Genomic DNA, 23,282 nt, shown 5'->3' on the forward strand with positions numbered 1-23,282 from the left:
TTTTTTTTATTTAATATTTATAGCTCCCTTCAACCAGATTGGACGCTTAGCATTTTTAGAGGTATGAAATGAAGAAAATTCCTATGACTTCGCGTGGCGCTCGATTGCTTCGAGATGAGTTGCATCGACTACTTAAGCTTCGACCAAAAATTTCAGAAGCAATTGCTGAGGCTCGTGAGTTAGGTGATTTGAAAGAAAACGCCGAATACCATGCCGCACGTGAAGAACAAGGGATTTGTGAAGCACAAATACGCGACATCGAGTATAAACTTTCTGTAGCTCAAATAATAGATGTTAGCAAAATGAAAAACACTGGAAAAGTTATTTTCGGAACTACTGTAACGCTTATTGATGTTAATACTGATGAAGAAAAAACTTACCAGATAGTAGGGGATGATGAAGCAGATATCAAATCTGGCCGTATTTCTGTTAGCTCACCAATTGCACGTGGTTTAATAGGAAAAATGGAAGGTGGAGAAGTAGTGATCTCAACACCAGGCGGAGATAAAGACTTTGAAATCAATAAAGTATCATATTCTTAATAACTATATAACTATGTTGATAAAATCGTGAAACTAAGCAGTGTCTACCAAATATTACAATTTTTTCTGCTTTAAGTTCTATGTTCTGTTAGGTTTACCTTGATTTTGTAGCTGCAGGCTAAGATACTTGTTTTTAGTAATAACTCTTAGTGTGCTGTTTTAAGTGTACTCAAGGAATTCGTTGCAAGTATTGCAACTCAATTTTTCCGTGCTTCCACTACTTGAAGAAAAGATTTTTTGTTAGAGTAAAAATGAGCAAGCCAAAATATTCGAGCAGTTCCAAGCGCTGGTTACGAGAACATTTCAACAATAGGTACGTAAAAGAAGCTAAAAGAAAAGGCTTTCGTTCGCGTGCTTTATTCAAAATTGAAGAGATTCAAAACAAGGATAAACTGCTAAAACCAGGAATGACAGTCGTCGATTTAGGCGCTGCCCCTGGAGGATGGTCACAGTATGCAGTCAATATCGTTGGAAAGAGGGGAAAAGTGATCGCTTGCGACATTCTACCAATGGATTTAATTCCTGGAGTTAGCATCTTGCAAGGTGACTTTCTTGATAAATCTGTAATTAGAACTTTGATTAATAAAGTTCAGCCTAATTTGGTTGATGTAATCATGTCTGATATGGCACCTAACATGACAGGAAACTCATCCATAGATCAAGCGTGCACTATGCACTTAGTTGACCTAGCCTTGGATACATGTCGAAAAATTTTAATTCCTAACGGTAGTTTTATCGTTAAAGTCTTTCAAGGAAAGGACTTCGAACAATATCTTGAAGATGTTCGTGATACATTTAAAGTTGTTAAAATAAGAAAACCGAATTCCTCACAAGCTCGTTCCAGGGAAGTCTATATTGTAGCCTCTGGTTACAAAGGCTAGCTTTTAGCAGCAAAGAAGAGTTGTACTATGGCTACCGATTACAAACTGTAGTACCCTATCCTATAATTTAAATTAGTTATCGCGAGGCTGAAACCTTGAGTGATATGGTAAAAAATTTGATTCTGTGGCTGATTATTGCTGTGGTACTCATGTCAATTTTCCAAAGCTTTGGTCCTGGAGAAAACAGCAATAGAACTGTTGATTACACCGCATTTGTGCAAGAAGTTGGTCAAGGCCAAATACAGGAGGTGATATTTAAAGGTGAGGAAATAACCTTCATCCGCCGTGGTGGTGGTCCTAAAGCAGTAACCTATATGCCTATTTACGATCAAAAACTTCTTGATGACTTGATAAACCAAAACGTAAAAGTACAAGGTACACCACCGGAAGAACAAAGTCTTCTAGGTACCATCTTTATCTCGTGGTTTCCAATGATTTTACTCATTGGCGTTTGGATTTTTTTTATGCGTCAAATGCAAGGTGGTGGTGGTAAAGGGGCCATGTCGTTTGGAAAAAGTAAAGCTCGTATGATAAGCGAAGAGCAAATTAAAACAGCTTTTTCTGATGTTGCTGGCTGTGATGAAGCAAAAGAAGATGTTAAAGAATTAGTAGATTATCTTCGAGATCCAAACCGATTTCAAAAACTTGGTGGTAAAATTCCTACAGGAATTCTGATGGTTGGTCCTCCAGGAACAGGAAAAACATTACTTGCAAAAGCTATTGCTGGTGAAGCAAAGGTACCGTTCTTTACTATCTCTGGTTCAGACTTCGTAGAAATGTTTGTTGGTGTTGGTGCATCTCGTGTACGCGATATGTTTGAACAAGCAAAAAAATCAGCTCCTTGCATTATTTTTATCGATGAAATTGATGCGGTGGGTCGACAACGTGGAGCAGGTGTTGGCGGTGGACATGATGAACGTGAACAAACACTCAATCAAATGTTAGTTGAAATGGACGGTTTTGAGGGCAATGAAGGAATCATCGTTATTGCAGCAACCAACCGTCCAGATGTGCTGGATCCAGCTCTGCTCCGTCCTGGTCGTTTTGACCGTCAAGTTGTGGTCGGTTTACCAGATATACGTGGCCGTGAACAAATCCTTAAAGTCCACATGCGCAAAGTGCCTTTATCAGATAATGTTGAACCTTCCCTTATTGCACGAGGTACTCCCGGTTTCTCTGGCGCGGATCTTGCTAATCTGGTTAATGAAGCAGCTTTATTTGCAGCCCGAAGTAATAAACGCAATGTTTCAATGATTGAATTTGAACTAGCAAAAGATAAAATTATGATGGGTGCCGAACGCCGTTCAATGGTCATGTCTGAAGAAACTAAGGAATCAACTGCTTATCATGAAGCAGGTCATGCAATCGTTGGACGACTGGTACCTGAGCATGACCCTGTTTATAAAGTATCTATAATCCCTCGTGGTCAAGCTTTAGGCATAACTATGTACTTACCAGAACAGGATCGAGTGAGCATGAATCGACAGCATCTTGAATCTATGATTTCTAGCCTTTATGGTGGCCGGCTAGCTGAAGAACTCATCTATGGTAAGGAGAAAGTCTCAACAGGTGCGTCAAATGATATAGAACGTGCTACAGACATTGCACGTAAAATGGTAACTCAATGGGGATTTTCTGAAAAACTTGGTCCATTATTATATGCAGAAGATGAAGGTGAAGTTTTTCTTGGACGAAGTGTAACCCAAACTAAACACATGTCTGATGACACAGCTAGACTTATTGATGATGAGGTTCGTAAAGTTATTGATCGTAATTATGATCGTGCTAAGCGGATTCTTGAAAATAATATGGATATTATGCATGCGATGAAAGACGCTTTGATAAAATACGAAACTATCGATTCAGGACAGATCGATGATCTTATGGAACGTAAAACAAAAATACGTGAACCTGCGAGCTATCAAAAAAATAAGAAAACTGAAAAACAAAAATTGACTTCTAATAAGTCAACAGATAAACAAAGTACTGAGTGAATTATTATTCGACTTCTATGATTATTTCAGCCAATAACAAACAACTCGATTTATCTAAACCTCATATTATGGGAATCCTAAATGTCACTCCTGACTCATTCTATGATGGAGGTAAGTACACTTCTCTAAATAAAGCGCTTTATCAGACGGAAAAAATGATCTTTGCCGGAGCAAGCATTATCGACATAGGTGGAGAGTCAACAAGACCCGGATCTTCTCAAATAAGTTTAGATGATGAACTCAAGCGTATATTACCTATTATAAAAATAATCCGGAGTAAATATCACAATGTGTGGGTTTCAATTGATACCAATAAACCTGAAGTTATGAAACAAGCTCTTGAAGCAGGCGTTGACATCATCAATGATATTTGCGCTTTACAAGAGCCAGGAGCGCTAGAAATCGCAACAAAATTTCAAGTTCCAGTTTGCTTAATGCATACTCAAAAGCGGCCCTGTGCAGTACAAAACAACCCGCAATATCAAGATATAACTCAAGAAATTATGGATTTTTTTATAAAAAGAATCAGCGCTTGCGAGGCATTAGGAATAAAGAAAAAACGGCTAATACTTGATCCTGGTTTCGGCTTTGATAAAAACCTACAGCATAATTACCATTTACTCTCAAATTTAAAAGTTTTTCAGCAATTAGGTTTACCTATCTTAGTTGGAATGTCTCGTAAATCTATGATATTTAAGCTCTTAAATAATAAAGCAAAAGATTGCATGTCTGCCAGCGTCGTATGTGCGGCGATTGCTATTTTAAACGGAGCAAAAATCATTCGCGTTCATGATGTTGAAGAAACACTGCAAGCGATAAAAATTATTGAAATAACTCAATCCAACTATCAGCTCTAGAATGTAATATTAAGGAAATATTATGCCTGATGAAAAAAGATGTTACTTCGGTACTGATGGCGTTCGAGGAAAAGTAGGAGAGTACCCGATTACTCCTGACTTTGTTTTGAAATTAGGCTGGGCTGCAGGTCGTATATTAGCCAAACAAGGTACAAAAAAAGTTATTGTTGGCAAAGATACTCGTATTTCAGGTTATATGCTTGAGTCTGCGCTAGAAGCAGGACTTGCTGCCGCTGGCCTTAAAGCCATTTTAACCGGTCCTATTCCTACTCCAGCTGTTGCTTACCTAACTCAAACATTTCGTGCAGAAGCGGGGATCGTTATCTCTGCATCACATAACCCATACCAAGACAATGGTATCAAATTCTTCTCTTCTGCAGGAACAAAACTACCTGATAATATTGAATTAGCAATTGAAGCAGAGCTCGAGAAGAAAATAGAATGTGTACAATCACCTGATTTAGGCAAAGCTATACGTCTAAACGATGCTGCAGGTCGTTACATCGAATTTTGCAAAAGCACCTTTCCTAAAAAACTCAATTTAGCACGATTAAAAATCGTCATTGACTGCGCTAACGGTGCTACCTACCACATTGCACCCGATGTATTTTCTGAATTGGGTGCTGATGTTATCGCAATAGGAATTAAACCTAATGGGATAAATATTAACTACAAAGTTGGAGCAACGGATATTCGAGCTTTACAAAAGCGAGTGATCAAAGAAAAAGCAGACTTAGGCTTAGCGTTTGATGGTGATGGTGATCGAATCATTATGGTAGATGAACTAGGTCAGAAAGTAAATGGAGATCAGATTGCCTATATTATTGCTCGTGACGCGTTATATCGCAACAAACTTAAAGGCGGCGTTGTAGGTACATTGATGACTAATCTTGGCATGGAAAACGGGCTTAAAAAGCTAGGTATTCCATTTATTCATACAGCTGTTGGTGATCGTTATGTAATGGCAAAATTATTGGAAAAAAACTGGCAAATCGGCGCTGAAAGCTCAGGGCATATCATCCTGCTTGACAAAGTAACAACAGGTGATGCAATCGTCGCTGCGCTTCGAGTGCTTGCAACAGTAATAAAAGGAGAGACTTCCTTAAATAAGCTCTCGCAAGGGATGATATTATACCCACAAGCACTTGAAAACGTGAGTTTTAGCGGCAGCTCAAATCCGCTGAAAACAGAAGCAGTACAAACTTCAGTCGTTGAGGTCAAGGCTGCTTTAGGTAATAAAGGTCGAGTGTTGTTACGCAAATCAAGCACTGAACCTTTGTTACGTATAATGGTTGAAGGAGAAGATGCTCAATTGGTAAAAAGCTCAGCGATTAAAATCGCTGATGCAGTTCGTGAAAATTGTTAATTAAACGATGAAAAATTATAATCAACTGTGAAAGCGCTTTTCTAAAATTTCTTTTCTATTCTAACAACTTTTACTTGTCAGCATGGTCAGTTTTCGCTAAGATTTCCCGGATTTTTAGCTATGATGTATTCTCGGTGTTTGTATTAATAACTTGAAAATGGATGATGTTATGTTTACAATCTTGCTTATAATTTACCTGTTGACAGCATTCACTCTTGTTAGTCTTGTGTTAATACAACAGGGAAAAGGTGTGGACATGGCTTCATTTGGCTCTACTCCTTCCAATACTATTTGGGGAACTAGTGGATCAGGAAGTTTTCTAACCCGAATGACTGCAGTTTTTGCAATTGTATTTTTTTCACTCAGTTTAGTACTAGGCAATATGTCTACTAGCAAAATTGAATCAACATGGGTAGATCACCAGAATGAACTTATAGCGTCATCTGAGTATTTGAAAAGTAAACTTTCAGATACGAACAATGACGAAATTCCTAAATAATCCAATCAATGTGCCGAGATGGTGAAATTGGTAGACACGCTAGCATGAGGTGCTAGTGCCTTGTGCTTGAGGGTTCAAGTCCCTCTCTCGGCACCATCTTTAGTAAGCTGTTTCGCAAGTGCGTTATCTTACAGAGTGTTTGCAACAAATTTGTGGATTTACTAATTGTTTTGTTTTCAAACTCATGCACAGATTATTTTGATAATGCATGCTCTTCGTTGTAAATTGAATATTTAGACTTATAATTAGTTTTAAAAAGCAGGGTTTGCTCTTTTGTTACCTTCAATTTTACAAACCAAGAAATTTAGGTGGTTACTTGGAATTTAAATTGGGCTCTAGTGCCCTTTTTTTTCTGGAGTGTATAATGACTAGTCTAGAACAGAAAATTACTGGGATACTGAACATACCCATATTAGGATTAGGCTACGAATTGATCGGAGTAGAATTTCTTAACAAAATTGAACGTCCAATACTACGCATTTACATTGATAAAAAAAATGGTATCAACTTAGATGACTGCGCAAAAGTTAGTCACCATGTCACTGCTATACTCGATGTTGAAGAACCGATCTCTGTTTCTTATAACTTAGAAGTATCTTCTCCAGGTTTAGCAAGGCCACTTTTCAAAGCAGAAGATTATGAGAAGTTTCGTGGACGCGGAGTAAACATTATTCTGAACGTAACAACAAACTGTCGTAAACTCAATGGAATTATTCACTCTGTTAATCAGAAAGCGAAAACTATCACAATAATTATTGAAGGCAAAAAAAAAGAATTCGTTTTAGGTAATATCTTAAAAGCTAACTTGATCCCTAACTTTTAATCCTCATGAAAAATGAATGTAAGAGGCTAAATTTAAAATGAGTAAAGAAATTTTAGCGGTAGTAGAAGCAGTATCGAATGAAAAGGCTATACCCCGTGAACGTATCTTTGAAGCACTTGAAACTGCATTAGCTACATCAACTAAAAAAAAACATGGAATCGAAATTGATGTTCGCGTTATCATAGACCGTAAAACGGGTAAATTTGAAACTTTTCGACGTTGGAAAGTAGTGAAAGAAGTTGAAAATCCAACGAAAGAGATTTCTCTCGAAGCAGCTCAATATGAAGATAGCACAATAAATATTGGCGATTCCATTGAAGACGAAATTAACTCAGTAGCTTTTGATCGTATTACTACCCAAACAGCAAAGCAAGTTATTGTCCAGAAAGTGCGTGAAGCTGAACGAGCACAAATTGTTGATCAATTCATTGATAATAAGGGGAATCTGGTAACGGGTGTTGTAAAAAAAGTGAACCGTGATACAGTTATTTTAGATCTCGGTAATAACGCTGAAGCGGTTATTTTACGTGATGATCAACTACCTCGAGAAAATTTTCGTCCAGGTGATCGTGTGCGTGGCCTTCTTTACAAGGTAATTCCTGAAGCTCGTGGTTTTCAGCTCTTTATCACCCGCTCTAAGCCTGAAATGTTAGCTGAACTGTTTCGTATTGAGGTACCGGAAATTGGTGAGGACCTCATCGAACTAAAAGGAGCTGCTCGTGATCCAGGTTCTCGTGCAAAAATAGCAGTAAAAACTAACGATCGTCGTATCGATCCTATCGGCGCATGTGTCGGTATGCGTGGAGCCCGGGTTCAAGCAGTATCCAGTGAACTAGGTGGTGAACGCATCGATATTGTGCTTTGGGACGACAATCCAGCTCAGTTTGTTATCAACACAATGGCTCCAGCAGATGTAGTTTCCATTATTGTAGATGAAGATGAGCATTCTATGGATATCGCAGTTGAAGAATCTAATTTAGCACAAGCTATTGGTCGTAGTGGTCAAAATGTGCGTTTAGCATCTCAACTAACTGGTTGGGAACTTAGTGTAATGACAGTTACAGATCTACAAAGAAAACACCAAGAAGAATCACAAGTATCTATCGAAAATTTTATGAAATATTTGAATATTGAAGAAAATATCGCAAAAAAATTAGCCGAAGAAGGTTTTTCTTCATTGGAAGAAATAGCCTATATACCAATTAATGAGCTATTGAAAATAGAGGGTTTAAATGAAGTGTTGGTTCAAAAGCTTCGTGATCGTGCAAAAGATGCATTGACAACTTTAGCTTTAGTACAAGAAGAAGCATTTGAAGGTATAGAACTTGCCGAAAATTTGCTCAATCTCGAGGGCTTAGAACGTGAAATGGCATTTAAGCTTGCAGAAAAAGGCGTAACCACAATGGAAAGTCTAGCAGAAAAAAGCATCGATGAACTAGAAGATATCGATGAATTAACAAAAGAACGCGCTGCTGAACTGATCATGGCAGCCCGCAATGTTTGTTGGTTTAACAATGAATAATAATTTCAGCAAGGAGAAAGCTGCATGATAGAATTAACGGTTAAAGCTCTGAGTGAAGAGATTGGTATACCGGTTGATCGTTTGATTGAGCAACTTGCTGATGCAGGAATGAAAAAAACAAGCAATGATCAAGTTTCAGATATCGAAAAACAAAAGTTACTTACACACCTGAAAAAAGAACATGGGTACACATCAAGTGAATCTGAGCCAACGCGTTTAACACTCCAACGCAAAACACGCAGTACCCTAAGCATTGCAGCTGTCGGGGGAAAGAGTAAAGATATTCAAATTGAAATACGTAGAAAACGTACGTATGTGAAACGTAATTTGATAGAAAATAATAAAGTGGAACAAGAATGCGAAATAAAACAAAAAAATGGAGATAAAGCTAAACGCATGAGAGCTGAGAAGCCCCAAAAAAACATGAATGCAAAAAATCTGGATATTCATTCTAAAACCAAGCAAAAATCTAATGAATTAAAGCGCCGTCAAGAAGAAGAAGCTCAACGCAAAGCAGAACGAGAAGCAACGAAACTTCTAGAAGAGGCTCGTAAGTTTGCTGAAGAGAATCAGACGCGTTGGACTGAAGAAGAGAAAAAGAAAGAGCTAGAAAATTCAGATTATCATATAACCACTTCTAGTTACGCTCGTGAAGCCGAAGACGATGCAGATCGTAAAGAAGAAGGTGGACCTCGTAAAAAAAGAAAGGTTTCTAGTAATGATCAAAATCGCGATAATCATCGTGCTAAAGTTCGCAATAAAAATAAATGCAACAAATTAGCTCTTGTTTCTCAGCATATTTTTAACAAGGCAGCAACAGTAACTAAGCAGGATATTGTAATCGGTGAAACAGTTATTGTATCCGAGCTAGCAAATAAAATGTCGGTGAAGTGTGCTGAAGTTATTAAGACTATGATGAAAATGGGTGTTATAGCAACCATCAACCAAGTAATTGATCAAGAAACCGCTTCTCTTGTTGCTGAAGAAATGGGATATAAAGTCATTTTGCGCAGAGAAAACGAACTTGAAGAAGCAGTATTAGCTGATCGTGATAGAGATACTGTCGCAGAAAATCGTGCTCCAGTCGTGACAATTATGGGTCACGTTGACCACGGTAAAACCTCTACGCTTGATTATATTCGTAAAACACACGTTGTTTCTAAAGAAGCAGGAGGCATTACTCAACATATTGGTGCATACCATGTAAAAGTAGGAGATAACATAATTACCTTTTTGGATACGCCCGGACATTCAGCATTCACTGCTATGCGTGCTAGAGGTGTGCAAGTAACTGATATTATTGTACTTGTTGTCGCAGCCGACGATGGTGTTATGCCGCAAACAATCGAAGCAATTCAACATGCCAAAGCAGCTAAAGTACCTCTAATTGTTGCAGTTAATAAAATCGACAAAGAAGATGCAAAACCAGACAATGTCAAAAATGAGCTATCCCAGCACGGCATTATCCCTGAAGAATGGGGAGGAGAGAATATGTTTGTTCACATTTCTGCAAAACAAGGAACTAATATTAGTGCTCTTCTGGAAACAATTCTTCTCCAATCTGAGATCCTTGAACTGAAAGCTGTCAAAGAAGGCATGGCTTCTGGCGTTGTAATTGAATCCCGTTTAGACAAAGGTCGAGGTCCAGTTGCAACAATTTTGGTTCAATCTGGTACTCTAAATAAAGGCGATGTTGTTCTTTGTGGTCAGGCATATGGTCGTGTTCGCGCTATGTATGATGAAAACGGTCATGAAATTACAACTGCAGGTCCATCTATACCTGTAGAAATTCTTGGGCTTTCTGCTCTGCCAACATCAGGCGATGAAGCAACAGTGGTTCGTGATGAGCGAAAAGCTCGTGAAGTAGCAAATTATCGTCAAGGTAAGTTTCGTGATGTAAAACTTGCACGTCAACATAAAACGAAACTTGAAAGTATGTTTTCAAACATAACCGTAGGCGACACCGCAGAACTTAATATTGTGCTTAAAGCTGATGTTCAAGGTTCTGTTGAAGCTATCTCAGATTCTTTAATAAAGTTATCTAGCAATGAAGTTAAAATCAACATTGTTGGTTCTGGTGTTGGTGGTATTACTGAAACTGATGCAGTGCTTGCAACAGCTTCTAATGCTATCATAATTGGTTTCAACGTCCGTGCTGACACTTCAGCACGTCGTATTGTTGAGGTAGAAAATCTCGATCTACGTTACTATTCAATTATTTACCAGTTAATTGATGAAATTAAACAAGCAATGTGTGGGATGCTCACTCCAGAATTTAAGCAAGAAATTATTGGTCTTGCTGTAGTTCGTAATGTATTTAAATCACCCAAATTAGGTGCAATTGCGGGTTGCATGGTAACTGATGGAATTATTAAACGGAACAATCCAATCCGTGTTTTACGTAATAATGTAGTTATTTACGAAGGTGAACTCGAGTCATTACGCCGCTTCAAAGATGATACTCAAGAAGTCAAAAATGGATACGAGTGTGGAATTGGCGTTAAAAATTATAACGATGTTCGAGTCGGTGATCAAATTGAGGTATGCGAAATTCTTGAAATTAAACGTACTTTAAATTAGCTAAAGGCAGTTGCTTTTAAAAATTATTTCAAAGAGTACTAACTTAGCAAATCAAACTTTCCCAGGAGCATATGGCAACTCTCTTTCTGATTTCGAGTGAATTTTTTTATGTTAAAAGAATATAACCGCATACAACGTATCTCACAACAGCTAAAAAAAGAGTTAGCGATAATTTTACAACGTGAAATATCCGATTCATATTTAGGTATAATGACCATATCGAAGGTTGAAGTATCACGAAACCTTGCTCATGCAAAAGTTTTTGTAACATTCTTAGATATCAATAATGAACAAAGACCAGAAAACTTTTTATCTACCCTGGAATCACATAAAGTACATATTAGGATGATGTTAGCTAAACGCATTCGTTTACGTCTAATACCTGAAATTCGTTTCATCTACGATGATACGTTGCTTAAAAGTACGCGTACCTCTAACATGATCGATAAAGCTGTAAACGAAGATAAACGTAAACAACATAAAATAAAAAATATGTAAAAATTGCTGAAAAAAAGATGAAATGTAACGCTACAAATCGCAAAAGTCGTCCGATTAATGGAATTATCTTGCTTGATAAACCAATGGGTATTTCATCCAATCAAGCGCTACAACAAGTTAAGCACATTTATTTTGCTCAAAAAGCAGGTCATGCTGGTACGCTTGATCCATTGGCAACAGGTATGTTACCGATCTATTTAGGTGAAGCAACAAAATTTGCTCAATTTTCATTAAATGCTGATAAATCCTATGTTGTAAAAGCAAAACTTGGTGAACGTACTAATACTTCAGACTCCTATGGTAACGTAATTAAAGTACGTGAAGTAAACATAACCCATAAACAATTAAAATGTTCTATAGCCAGCTTTCAGGGTGAAATAAATCAAATACCTTCAATGTTTTCTGCAGTGAAATATCAAGGTTCTCCACTTTACAAATATGCTCGAAAAGGTATTGAAGTCTTACGCAAAACACGTAAAGTTACCGTTTATTCTATCAAACTTCTCCAATTTAAAGATCGTGAAATAAAAATAAACATTCACTGCTCAAAAGGAACTTATATTCGCACTATTGTCGATGATCTTGGTGAGATGCTTGGTTGCGGTGCGCATGTAACTTACCTACGTCGTACTAGTATTTCTAAATATCCGCGCGAAAAAATGGTAACACTGGAAGAACTTAATCAATTATTTAAAAAAGTCAAAAAAAAGGTTGCTCCACAAAAACTCTTAGATTTTCTTTTGATCCCAATAGACGCTGCTGTTGAAAATTTGCCTGAAATCAATATAAACAAAGAGCTTGCACAACGATTTCAACATGGTACATCAATTCAAGCAACAGAAACAGAATCGCTCGACAGAGGTACTATTGCTCGAATAACAAGTGGTGAAGAAAGAACCTTTATTGGTACTGCAACAATAAAAAATAATGGCCAAGTGGCTCCAAAACGTCTAGTAATTAACACACACAACAGAGCGAAATAACACCAGAGAAAAACTTAATCATTGATGCCAATTCAAGCGCAAGCATAAACATTAAATCAATGCAAATAACCAAAATACAAGTCGCTAATAAGCAAAACCCACTTTACCTAATCTTAAATTCTGAACGTTTTATAACTTAAAGACAGAGAATAAAACATTCAATTCATTAGCTATTCAAAATTAACGTGTACCGTAAACAACAATGGTCTTACCATGAGCAGAAATTAAATTTTGTTCTTCTAGCATCTTTAAAATACGACCTACTGTTTCTCGAGAACAACCAACAATTTGTCCGATTTCTTGACGAGTAATCTTTATCTGCATACCATCAGGATGCGTCATAGCGTCAGGTTGTTTTGCTAAATTTAGTAAGGTTTGTGCAATGCGACCGGTAACATCTAAAAATGCTAAATCACCAACCTTTTGGCTGGTAACCTGTAAACGTTTCGCAGTCTGCGATGATAAACGCATTAGAATATCCGGATTAACTTGAATAAGTTGACGAAATTTCTTAAATGAAATTTCAGCAATTTCACAAGGGGACTTTGTACGAACCCATGCTGTACGTTCTTGATCTTCTTCAAACAAACCAAGTTCACCGATAAAATCGCCTTGATTGAGATAAGAAAGAATCATTTCTTTGCCCTCCTCATCTTTAATAAGGACCGAAACAGAACCTTTAACGATATAGTATAACGTTTCAGCTTTTTCACCAGCGTGAATTAACATGCTTTTTGAAGGATACTTATGAATATGACAATGTGAAAGAAACCATTCTAGCGTCGGATCGGTTTGAGGTTTACCTAGAACCATAATATCTCACTTCCTTTATACGGGGCACACACATTACTTTCCATATCTTAGCAAAAGCTAATATGTAGGCTAACTTGTATTTCAGTCAATAATAGCATCCTTGTCGGGATACAACTTCTCTATAATTAATCAGGTGATAAAATCCTAATGGTATATGAAATCGTAAAAACAATCACGTCATTGGAAAAGCAAAAAACCTAATCATTCACTTCAATAATTAACTATAAAACCAGTAGTGAAAATCACGCCACGCTCCTTTCAGCATATTTGAATACTTTCGTCTATTCTTGAAAGATCGAGGTTAACAAACAGACTTGAACCCCGAAATCAACATGTTTACTAAAATCATTTTAAAAATAAGGAAAAATCTCATTATACTTTAAAACAGATCAAATATACTTTCTTTAAAGTTACAACTATTTCTAGAAAATTTGCAAAAGCATGGTACTAAAATACAATCAAAAATACATGGAACAACACAATAAACAGTATTTAAAACTAATAAGATATTTTTATTGAGTTTTTTATCATTTTTTGTCTGTCTATACCTACTCTGCACTTGCTATGTTGGGTATACTATGGCCTGTCTGCGAAAACATTTCAATACCAATATGTTTTCAGATTCAATATTTTGTTCTGTCAATGCAGAACACATTGCTTAATAAATTGATGGAACCAACAAGACAAAGCTGGTTTTATACTGTTTTAATAAATAAGTAAAATTATTTTGTTTATGTTAATCAATCGGTTAATTTTAACATATGCTAAATATAGCACTCCTAAATTTAGTAAAACACTCTGATACCTACAACTTAACCTATTGAGTATTTGGATTTATATAAAGATGTCACTACCACACGTAATCCTAACAATTTTGAGTACACGCGATGCTACCGGATACGATATTACTAAAGAATTCTCCTCTAGCGTTGGTTACTTTTGGAAAGCGAGCCATCAACAAGTTTATCGAGAACTGAATAAGATGGCTTCAAGCAAGCTCGTCACTTACAAAAATGAACCTCAAGAGGGTAAACCTGATCGTAAAGTTTACTCAATTACTAACGATGGTCGTGACACACTAGAAAAATGGTTCGAACAACCAACTGCACATCCAACCATACGTGATGAAGTTACTGCAAAATTAGTAGCCTGCGGGGTTCAATCTTCTATAGCATTTCAAACACAATTTTCTGAATTAATTGAAGAATCTCGAAAACTTGTACTTTCCTATCAAAAAATTGAAGCAAAGTATAGTGCTGTACTAAATAAACAGCAACGCCTAGAACGTTTGACTTTACGTCGTAATCTATTACTTCGTCGAGCATGGATTGTCTGGGCTGAAGAAACACTATCAGAATTGGATTCACTTTCCAAAATTTAGTTAAAGCTATAAAAAAGTGACACCACATATGATGGGATTCCACCTTCGCTTGAGAGAATTTAAAAAAGGCTCTGCACTCTTACTTCTACAATTGCAGATTACACAGAAGCGGTAGCTTACAACCATTCCAACATTTTAATCGTTTTTGAATCAGTAAGCTTGTAAGAAGTAAAAATTTACTTTAACTTATCTTCTGATTTTTTATCACGGCCTAATAAGTCCTGAGCAGCTAAATGTATATTCTTCCCTTGATACAATACTTGATATATCTGCTCAACAATTGGCATCTCCACATTCATACGTTCAGCAAGCATGCATACCTCTTTTGTATTACGATAACCTTCAATTACCTGACCTATTCCTTTTTGAGCTATATCCACACTTTTACCCTGCCCTACAGCCAAGCCAAAACGACGATTGCGAGACTGATCATCAGTGCAAGTTAATATTAAATCTCCAAGTCCAGCCATACCCATAAAAGTCTCGGTTTTTGCACCTAACGCGCACCCAAGACGCGTCATTTCTGCTAAACCGCGAGTAATCAGGGCAGTACGAGCATTTGCTCCAAAACCAACTCCATCTGACATACCAGCGCCAATTGCAATCACGTTCTTTACTGCGCCACCAACTTGAATACCAGTAAAATCTCGATTTACGTAAACGCGGAATGTTTTGTTACAGTGAATTTTTTCTTGTAATTCTCGTACAAATTGGGCATTAGGTGAAGCAACTGAAATCGCAGTTGGCATACCCATCGCAAGTTCCCTGGCAAACGTTGGACCAGATAAGACAGCTAGTGCATACTGATCGCCAATAATATCATTAGCCACTTCTTCTAATAAACGACCCGTTCCCGGCTCAAGTCCCTTAGTAGCCCAACAAATTCGAGTATCTGTACGTAAATAAGGTTTTAAACTGTTTAGTACAACGCTAAATACACGACTTGGCACAACAATCAATAAATCACGACTTAACTTAACTACCTTCTCTAGATCCGGTTCAAGAATGAGCGTTTTAGGGAAACAAATACCAGGTAAAAACTCATGATTAGCACGATCTGAATCCAACTTTTCTACGTGCTCTGCTTTATGTCCCCACAGAACAACAATATTTGTACCACTACGAGAAAGTGAAATAGCCAATGATGTACCATAAGAACCTGCACCAATCACTGCTATAGCGACCTTTTTCCCATATATATTATCCATACTAAAATCTATCATTACCCTTTCTAAATGCAAATACATCATGGCTAATAACAGCTATTTTGTATACTTAATTACTAAACAAAAACTATTAAGTTCCTTCACTCAAGACTCTGTTTAATTTTTTCTTTGATCTACCTTCTGTTGTAAGTACTTCATGAACAATGCATCAAAATTAACTGGAGCAAGGTTAAGCTGAGGAAACGTACCTTTAATAACTAAATTTGACACTGTTTCGCGAGCATATGGAAATAGAATACTAGGACAAAAAGCACCTAGACAATGAGCTAGTTTACTAGTGTCTATCTTACTTATGTTGAAAACACCACCTTGCTGAATTTCACATAGGAAAGCCATCTCTTGGGCATTTTTAACAGTCACTATTAAACGTAGCAATACTTCGTAAATACCTTCATCTAATTTGCAACTTCGAGTATCAATATCCAGCTTTATATCTGGATTCCATTTTTTTTGAAATATGGACGACGAGTGAGGTGCTTCAAAAGACACATCTTTTAAAAAAATACGTTGAATTGCAAAGTTATACACTTCTTTTTGTCGCAATGACTCAACCATATCCAAAATCCTTAAAAATATCGCCAATATCAAATGTAGTATTTTATGCTAAAAAACTATCCCTTATCACGAACCAAAGGAATATTCGCTTCATTCCAAGAAAGCAGGCCATTTTTCAGTAAATGCACTCTCTTAAAACCTAATTTTGCTAACACGCTTGCACTTTCTTGAGCAATTTGACCGGTTTTACACACTACGATTATTGGGATAGACTTTTGGTGCTCAATACTACCAAAATTGCCAGATTTAATCTCGGATGGTGAAAGATTAATTGCATCAATAATGTGGCCTTTTTTAAATTCATCTTTTGAACGAACATCTAGTACTACTCCGTTCTCGCGATTTATCAATCGAATAATTTCTGAAACTGTAATCAACTTATATGTTGCAGTTAAAGATTTAACAATATTTATAAACAAAGCAGAGAAAAGAGCGATCCAAACCAAGGATAGGATCATATTTTGTTGAAAAAAATCGATATACTCTTGCATATGCTGCCACTCTCACAGGCTCATAGTAGGTTTTAAAAAGCTGCCCAAACAAAGTAAACAGATAACTTCGTGACAGAATATACAACTACGCTTTAAGAAACGGGAATGCTATCACTTGATTAATATGATTACAATTCAATGAAAGCATGATTAAGCGATCGATCCCTAATGCTACCCCTGCGCAATCCGGTAAACCTGCTTGAAGTGATGCAATTAGGTTATAATCAACAGCTCTAGTTACTAAGCCCAACTTAGTTCGCAAAGCGTTTTTACGCTCAAAACGCGCTAATTGTTGAGTTGGATTACTAAGCTCATGAAAACCATTAGCAAGCTCAACACCTTTAAAATATACCTCAAAACGTTCTGCTATCCGCCCGTCTTTTAGATTTATCCTAGCAAGTTCAGCTTGTGAAGCAGGAAAATCATAAATAAATACTGGAACTTGCTTACCTATTTTTTTTTCAATACCAAAACGAAATAAAAACTGTAGTAATGAATCTCTATCTTGTTCCGAATTAGCTATATCACCAAATCCTAGTTTCTTTCCTACCTTTTTTAGCTTTTGTATAGAATCTTCCAATGGACATACATCTAGTATATCGATAAAAACTTGTTGATAACTTATCCGCTGCGCTGCATTACACTTTAGTATCAATTGAAGTAGTTCATCCATTTCATTCATAAGATCATAGTGATCAAAATCTACTCTATACCACTCAAGCATTGTAAATTCTGGATTGTGACAACGTCCACTCTCTCCATTACGAAAGGACTTACAAATCTGGTAGATACAACCGCTCCCAGCTGCCAATAAACGTTTCATGTGAAATTCTGGACTAGTTACTAAATAAAGAGGGTTAGTATCAGGACGACTAGAAGTAATAAAATGCGTTTGAAAAACTTCCACATGCACATCAGTTATTGTAGAATGGCTGATGCTAGGTGTATCTACTTCCCAAACATTGCGTTCAAGAAAAAACTGACGAATCTGATTAACGAGACTAGCACGATGTTTAAGTCGCTTGATTGTTGCTTCTGGTTTCCAGATTGCTTGCATTTCAAAAACCTCATCTAATAAAAAATTCTATTTTTTCATAACCATTAACTACATGAACCGAAATCAAAATCTAGAATAAAATTACGGTAATATCATCGGAATAATTTTTTTTTAAAAAAATCAAATTTTATGCGACAAAATCGAATTAGGTAACTCTAATTCACTATTTTTATTCACCGAAATACCTTTATCAATAACAGTTTTAGCGATATCTTTTGCTTCATCTAAAGAATGCATTTCAGCTGCACCACATTGATATTTATTTAATTCAGGAATCTTATTTTGACTCTCCACTTCCAATACATCCTTCATTGCTAACAACCAGGCTGAAATAACTTGATTATCTGTCGGCCTACCAATTAGACTCATATAAAATCCTGTGCGACAACCCATCGGAGAAATATCGATGATCTTCACATTTTCATCATTTAGGTATTTATACATAAAACCAACATATAAATGCTCTAGAGTGTGAATCCCCTTTTCAGATAAAATCTCCTTGTTGGGTTTGGTAAAACGTAAATCAAACACCATAATGATATCTCCCTTAGGTGTTGTTATGATTTTCGCAACGCGCACTGCTGGAGCGCGCATTCGTGTGTGATCTACTTTAAAACTATCTAATAGTAGCATTTTATTTCTTCTTCATAATGTTATCTTAATTTTAGATATATCAGCATAAATTCTTCTTGGTATATCCGAGTATGATTTAAATAGTTATTTAACTAAATAAGCAAAATAACTATTTAAATATTCATCGAAACTTTGAGTATCGGTTTGTTCTCGCTTTGCTTGTATATACCAAGAGCGAGCTACCTCACTTTCCATTTGTTGCTCGGAATATGTTTTATATTCGTGAGCCAAATACTTAGCAGTGTACTTGTCACCCAACCAACAACCCACTTCGCCTACTCCTCCATATTTTTTAGTGAGCTTTAACAATTGACCCGAAATAGTTAATTCTGGCTCATCAATCCAAGTACTTAGCTTGCCACAAACATCCCGATATTTGCTCCCTCCATAAGCGTCATCCATATGTTCAGCAATTAGCAATAACCCTCCAAATACGTATTTAGCCCACTCTTGAAGAGTTAATCGCTCATGATGACAACCAATCTGTAATTTCAAACCTACTTTACGGCCTTCAATAACAACTTTATTCCAGTTATTGCGCCAATTCTTTAGATCGTAATCATCCATTGGAGCAGAATGAATTAAAATAGCCCAGGTTAAAAATAGATCCAAAAAAAGAATTTGCTCTTCAGTAATACCAATTGGACTATATGGATTAACATCTAGCGAACGAACTTCAATGTACTCAACTCCATTATTTCTTAATGCTTCTGAAGGTTTTTCTCCATTCTTAGGTGCACACTTAGGACGAATTGCTGCATATAATTCATTTTCAATTTGCAATACATTACTATTCAGTTGTCGGTAATCATTGCCTATTTTGACTCCAATTTTAGCAAAATCCTTAGAAGGTGTCTTAATAACCTTATCTAGATCATCTAGATACTGTTCTAAGCTGTTAAAACCAATTTTAAAAGCACTTTGTACACTATTAATATAACCAAGATCACTCAAACGCAACGATGTTGCTTGCGGCAAATATAGACTTTGACCTATATTTTTAAATGGAAATTTAGTATCCCTTCCTTGAATAAATGATGAACATAGAGCTGGAGATGCACCAAAAAAATAGGGGATCAACCAACCGAAACGGTAGTAATTTCGAATCAAAGAAAAGTATGCTTGAGATTTACTGTCTTGGCGGGATTTATAATCCTGTTCACCAAATAAAACATCCCAAAAACTTTCTGGAAATGAAAAATTAAAGTGTACGCCTGAAATAATTTGCATGAAACCGCCATAACGACATTTCAAACCTTTACGATATAGAGTCTTCATTTTCGCAGCATTAGAAGAACCATATTGTGCTAAATTTATATCATCTTCACTATTCACATCACAAGGCATAGATAACGGCCATAATTTTTCTTCACCCAATTTAGTTTGCGTGAAATGGTGGACATCTTCCAGCTGAGATAACAACATTGATATATCATTTGAAACAGGAGTAATAAATTCTAGGAGAGATTCGGAAAAATCTGTTGTAATCCATTCATTCGAATGAGCAGAACCTAAACCTTGAGGATGTGGTGTAACTGCCAGTTTTCCATCTTTGTAGCGTAATGTCTCGCGTTCTACACCACGACTGTATTGTGTGAATACTTCAAGGTTTCGAGATATTAAGTTCAATCGAGCAGAAAAATTAATCAAAATAAGGTTCACCTAATACTAGGTATTCAAACTAAAACACTTTCTAAAAATCTCATAAACCAGCCCTTCAAATCTTAAAACATTAAAGAAGCCAGAGTAATTTTACCTCAACCGAGACAAAAGGGAAATTTCAATATCCTATAAAAATTAATAAGTTAACCATTTCGATTACTAAATTTTAAAATCAAAGAAACAGTTTATTGAAAGTACCTAACTTTAGAAGAAAAAAAACAATCGGACAAAATAACACGTATCAAGAAGTTTTTTAGAACTATCCTTATGTCAACTTTTATCTGGAACTCGAACTGTTCTTAAGATGAATAATGAAAGGTAACACCAGGATAATCCTTCATCAATATATCTACATCAATAATATGAGTCTGACAAATAATATTGAGTAACAACATAAAAACAACATCTGTTTACACATTTGCTAATATGTATTTAGATACTATCTAACGGTGAAATAAAGACTGACAATTTAAGAAATTTGGTTGGATTTATTTTTTAAAAATGACGCACTAGACAACCTCTCCTAAAAACGAGATACATAAAGAAGTGGTCAGGAAAACAAAAAAACACTCCCATCTTAATATGGTAATTACGATTCCAATCAAGTTTAAATTCTATCTTAAATACAGACTAATTTCTAATCAATGTCCCTTATGAATCAATACTAATTTTTGGTATGTGTACTCTGTGGAAGAGTAGAAACACTGATTTATATTTAGAGACTAAATCCTTAGCATAATACTAAAATACAATTCAGAGGCTTTAGTCAAATAAACTAATCAATCTTTTTTACATTAATTTAATTTTTACTATGGATATATCGAAACTCTAAAAACAATCAGCGACTAGGGTATCAGATATAAATCAGCCTTGCATCTGTTTTTCCTTAATTTCTGCAAGTGTTTTACAATCGATACAAAGCTCAGCTGTTGGACGAGCCTCTAAACGACGAATTCCAATCTCAATACCACAGGAATCACAAAAACCAAAATTATCTTCTTCAATCTTACTAAGTGTTTTTTCAATTTTTTTAATCAAACGACGCTCGCGATCACGATTTCTCAACTCAAGACTAAACTCCTCTTCTTGTGAAGCACGATCAATTGGATCAGGAAAGTTTGCTGCTTCATCCTGCATGTAATGAACAGTACGATTCACTTCCTCTCTGAGCTGATTACGCCAAGCCCCCAGAATTTTTGTAAAATGAGCCATTTGTTTGGGTGACATATACTCCTCACCCAACTTTTGTTGATAAGGTTCAACACCAGCAGCAGCTAGGATACCCAGCGATTTTTTTTTCAACTCTGGCATGCAGCATATCTCCCATAAATGCCTAATGAATCATTTAAGCAGACAAAAGTTTAAAACAGATATAAAGTAAACTAGCAAAGCAGAATTTGAATTATTAATAAAGTAACACCATTGTTAGGTACACTAGATCAGATTCCATTCAAACCAGCAAAGAATACCCTAAAAATGCTCTACTAATGTTAGGTATCTTAAAATATTTCCAAGTAGTAGTAAAATCATTTAATCGACTTTAAACACTTTTCTATCCTTAACTCAAAAATACAAATGTATACTATTTTTTCAGCATTATTGAACTTTTCTGCAATCTCGGAAATACTCTAACAAGCTTAATTCTATTCTCTTTAAGTTCAAGAATCTCCATTGGGTGATCTGAAACCTGAACACTTAAGTGATTTTCCGGAATATCTTCTAGATGCTCTAAAATCAATCCGTTTAATGTTCTGGGTCCATCAGTAGGAAGTTGCCATTTCAAGCCTTTATTAATATCCCGAATATTAGAGCTACCTTTTATCAAAAAACTACCATCACTCTGCGGAGTTATCTCATCAGAAAAACTAGGAGCAATAGAGGTAGTAAATTCGCCAACAATTTCTTCAAGAATATCTTCTAAAGTAACCAAACCGTTAATATCGCCATACTCATCTACAACAAGACCAATACGTTCTTTATTACGCTGAAATTGAAGTAATTGAACATTTAAGGGAGTACTTTCTGGAATAAAATATACCTCATCGGCAGCCCGGAGCAATGTTTTCTTATTAAATTCATTTTTCTCCAACATCAGACGATAAGCTTCACGCAAATGCAACATTCCTACTACCTCATCAATCTGATCGCGGTAAAGCACTACTCGTCCATGAGGAGAATGTGTTAACTGACGCATGATTGATTTCCAATCATTATTAATATCAATACCTGCAACTTCGTTACGCGGTACCATGATATCATTTACGGTAACATGTTCTAAATCTAGTATAGAAACTAACATATCTTGATGACGACGGGGAATGAGACTTCCAGCTTCATTAACCACACTTCTTAATTCCTCAGAACTCAAATGATCTCTAGCATTATTTTCAATTTTAATACCAAGTAAATTGATAAAACCGTTGGTAACGAAATTTACTAAAAACACCATCGGAGAAAACAACTTCATTAACACGCCAAGTAGAACACTACTAGCATAAGAAATAGGTTCAGGATACAGAGAAGCAATAGTTTTAGGAGTCACTTCAGCAAAAACTAAGATAACAAGTGTCAACGTACCTGTCGCAATTGCAACTCCAAAATCGCCGTAAAGCCTCATGCCAAGTATAGTAGCAATAGCGGAGGAAAGAATATTAACTAAATTGTTACCAATAAGAATCAGACCAATTAAACGATCTGGGTGATTAAGCAATTTTTTAACGCGTTTTGCACCTTTATGACCGGTGTTAGCAAGATGCTTCAAACGATAACGATTAAGAGACATTATTCCTGTCTCAGAACCAGAAAAATAACCAGAAATTACAATTAAACTTACAAGTATAACAAACAACAAACCTGTGGAAATATCGTCCAAAATCTATTTTTTCCTTAACTAGTTATATTAATTTAAAATTGGTAAGA

20 protein-coding genes, 1 tRNA gene and 2 pseudogenes are annotated in these 23,282 nt (G+C 36.1%); 14 read left to right on the top strand and 9 right to left on the bottom strand.

Annotation, left to right across the window (positions count from 1 at the left end):
• Window positions 1-68: 68 nt before the first annotated feature.
• The 13 genes and pseudogenes from greA (at window position 69) to truB (ending at window position 12,545) form a co-directional block, all read left to right on the top strand.
• A complete protein-coding gene (gene greA, locus CF67_RS00775) occupies window positions 69-542 on the top strand; it encodes a transcription elongation factor GreA (RefSeq protein ID WP_034413127.1) in 474 nt (157 codons plus the stop codon).
• Between the two features lie 251 nt (window positions 543-793).
• The gene (rlmE, locus tag CF67_RS00780; protein ID WP_034413130.1) at window positions 794-1,423 is read left to right on the top strand and encodes a 23S rRNA (uridine(2552)-2'-O)-methyltransferase RlmE; all 630 of its coding nucleotides are present in this window, start codon (window positions 794-796) and stop codon (window positions 1,421-1,423) included.
• A gap of 104 nt (window positions 1,424-1,527) precedes the next feature.
• Window positions 1,528-3,417 (top strand): ATP-dependent zinc metalloprotease FtsH, encoded by a 1,890-nt coding sequence (gene ftsH, locus CF67_RS00785; protein WP_034413133.1) that lies wholly within the window; start codon window positions 1,528-1,530, stop codon window positions 3,415-3,417.
• Window positions 3,418-3,434: 17 nt separating this feature from the next.
• Complete coding sequence (gene folP, locus CF67_RS00790) at window positions 3,435-4,274, top strand: dihydropteroate synthase (protein WP_034413136.1); 840 nt, start codon at window positions 3,435-3,437, stop codon at window positions 4,272-4,274.
• Window positions 4,275-4,296: 22 nt separating this feature from the next.
• Entirely contained in the window at window positions 4,297-5,640 is a 1,344-nt protein-coding gene (glmM, locus tag CF67_RS00795) for a phosphoglucosamine mutase (protein WP_034413139.1), read from the top strand.
• A 169-nt stretch (window positions 5,641-5,809) separates the two neighbouring features.
• Window positions 5,810-6,139, top strand: a complete 330-nt coding sequence (gene secG / locus CF67_RS00800) for a preprotein translocase subunit SecG (protein ID WP_034413141.1) — start codon at window positions 5,810-5,812, stop codon at window positions 6,137-6,139.
• Window positions 6,140-6,151: 12 nt separating this feature from the next.
• Window positions 6,152-6,235, top strand: a tRNA-Leu gene (locus CF67_RS00805).
• Window positions 6,236-6,503: 268 nt separating this feature from the next.
• Window positions 6,504-6,962, top strand: coding sequence for a ribosome maturation factor RimP (gene rimP / locus CF67_RS00810; RefSeq protein ID WP_034413144.1), 459 nt, complete (start codon window positions 6,504-6,506; stop codon window positions 6,960-6,962).
• A 37-nt stretch (window positions 6,963-6,999) separates the two neighbouring features.
• A complete protein-coding gene (gene nusA, locus CF67_RS00815; protein WP_034413147.1) occupies window positions 7,000-8,484 on the top strand; it encodes a transcription termination factor NusA in 1,485 nt (494 codons plus the stop codon).
• A 24-nt stretch (window positions 8,485-8,508) separates the two neighbouring features.
• Window positions 8,509-8,821, top strand: a pseudogene (locus tag CF67_RS05170) (translation initiation factor IF-2 associated domain-containing protein); the annotation flags it as partial.
• 44 nt (window positions 8,822-8,865) lie between these two features.
• Window positions 8,866-11,064 (top strand): annotated as a pseudogene (gene infB, locus CF67_RS00820) (translation initiation factor IF-2); the annotation flags it as partial.
• 108 nt (window positions 11,065-11,172) lie between these two features.
• Window positions 11,173-11,562 (top strand): 30S ribosome-binding factor RbfA, encoded by a 390-nt coding sequence (gene rbfA / locus CF67_RS00825; RefSeq protein WP_034413402.1) that lies wholly within the window; start codon window positions 11,173-11,175, stop codon window positions 11,560-11,562.
• 17 nt (window positions 11,563-11,579) lie between these two features.
• Window positions 11,580-12,545, top strand: a complete 966-nt coding sequence (gene truB / locus CF67_RS00830; protein ID WP_034413152.1) for a tRNA pseudouridine(55) synthase TruB — start codon at window positions 11,580-11,582, stop codon at window positions 12,543-12,545.
• Between the two features lie 180 nt (window positions 12,546-12,725).
• Here the strand turns inward: truB and crp are convergent, their stop codons facing one another.
• Window positions 12,726-13,358, bottom strand: coding sequence for a cAMP-activated global transcriptional regulator CRP (gene crp / locus CF67_RS00835; protein WP_034413154.1), 633 nt, complete (start codon window positions 13,356-13,358; stop codon window positions 12,726-12,728).
• Between the two features lie 844 nt (window positions 13,359-14,202).
• Between crp and CF67_RS00840 the strand changes: the two genes are divergently transcribed.
• Window positions 14,203-14,739, top strand: a complete 537-nt coding sequence (locus tag CF67_RS00840; protein ID WP_034413156.1) for a PadR family transcriptional regulator — start codon at window positions 14,203-14,205, stop codon at window positions 14,737-14,739.
• A gap of 176 nt (window positions 14,740-14,915) precedes the next feature.
• On the opposite strand, the gene gpsA is transcribed toward CF67_RS00840, so the two are convergent.
• The 8 genes from gpsA to CF67_RS00880 all read right to left on the bottom strand — a co-directional run bounded on the left by gpsA (window position 14,916) and on the right by CF67_RS00880 (window position 23,235).
• On the bottom strand, window positions 14,916-15,962 hold the full coding sequence (gene gpsA, locus CF67_RS00845) for an NAD(P)H-dependent glycerol-3-phosphate dehydrogenase (RefSeq protein ID WP_034413158.1): 1,047 nt from the start codon (window positions 15,960-15,962) through the stop codon (window positions 14,916-14,918).
• A 99-nt stretch (window positions 15,963-16,061) separates the two neighbouring features.
• Window positions 16,062-16,520: a protein-export chaperone SecB gene (secB, locus tag CF67_RS00850; RefSeq protein WP_034413160.1), complete on the bottom strand. Its 459-nt coding sequence runs from the start codon at window positions 16,518-16,520 to the stop codon at window positions 16,062-16,064.
• A 56-nt stretch (window positions 16,521-16,576) separates the two neighbouring features.
• Window positions 16,577-17,011, bottom strand: a complete 435-nt coding sequence (locus CF67_RS00855) for a rhodanese-like domain-containing protein (RefSeq protein WP_034413163.1) — start codon at window positions 17,009-17,011, stop codon at window positions 16,577-16,579.
• Between the two features lie 85 nt (window positions 17,012-17,096).
• Entirely contained in the window at window positions 17,097-18,068 is a 972-nt protein-coding gene (gene epmA / locus CF67_RS00860; RefSeq protein ID WP_034413166.1) for an elongation factor P--(R)-beta-lysine ligase, read from the bottom strand.
• A 120-nt stretch (window positions 18,069-18,188) separates the two neighbouring features.
• Window positions 18,189-18,701 (bottom strand): S-ribosylhomocysteine lyase, encoded by a 513-nt coding sequence (gene luxS, locus CF67_RS00865; protein ID WP_034413168.1) that lies wholly within the window; start codon window positions 18,699-18,701, stop codon window positions 18,189-18,191.
• 84 nt (window positions 18,702-18,785) lie between these two features.
• A complete protein-coding gene (gene gshA / locus CF67_RS00870) occupies window positions 18,786-20,351 on the bottom strand; it encodes a glutamate--cysteine ligase (protein WP_034413171.1) in 1,566 nt (521 codons plus the stop codon).
• A gap of 876 nt (window positions 20,352-21,227) precedes the next feature.
• On the bottom strand, window positions 21,228-21,674 hold the full coding sequence (gene dksA, locus CF67_RS00875; RefSeq protein ID WP_034413174.1) for an RNA polymerase-binding protein DksA: 447 nt from the start codon (window positions 21,672-21,674) through the stop codon (window positions 21,228-21,230).
• A gap of 271 nt (window positions 21,675-21,945) precedes the next feature.
• The gene (locus CF67_RS00880) at window positions 21,946-23,235 is read right to left on the bottom strand and encodes an HlyC/CorC family transporter (RefSeq protein ID WP_034413177.1); all 1,290 of its coding nucleotides are present in this window, start codon (window positions 23,233-23,235) and stop codon (window positions 21,946-21,948) included.
• Between the last annotated feature and the right edge of the window lie 47 nt (window positions 23,236-23,282).

Origin of the sequence: Candidatus Photodesmus blepharonis (assembly GCF_000731795.2) — a bacterium.
Lineage (GTDB): Bacteria > Pseudomonadota > Gammaproteobacteria > Enterobacterales > Vibrionaceae > Vibrio > Vibrio blepharonis.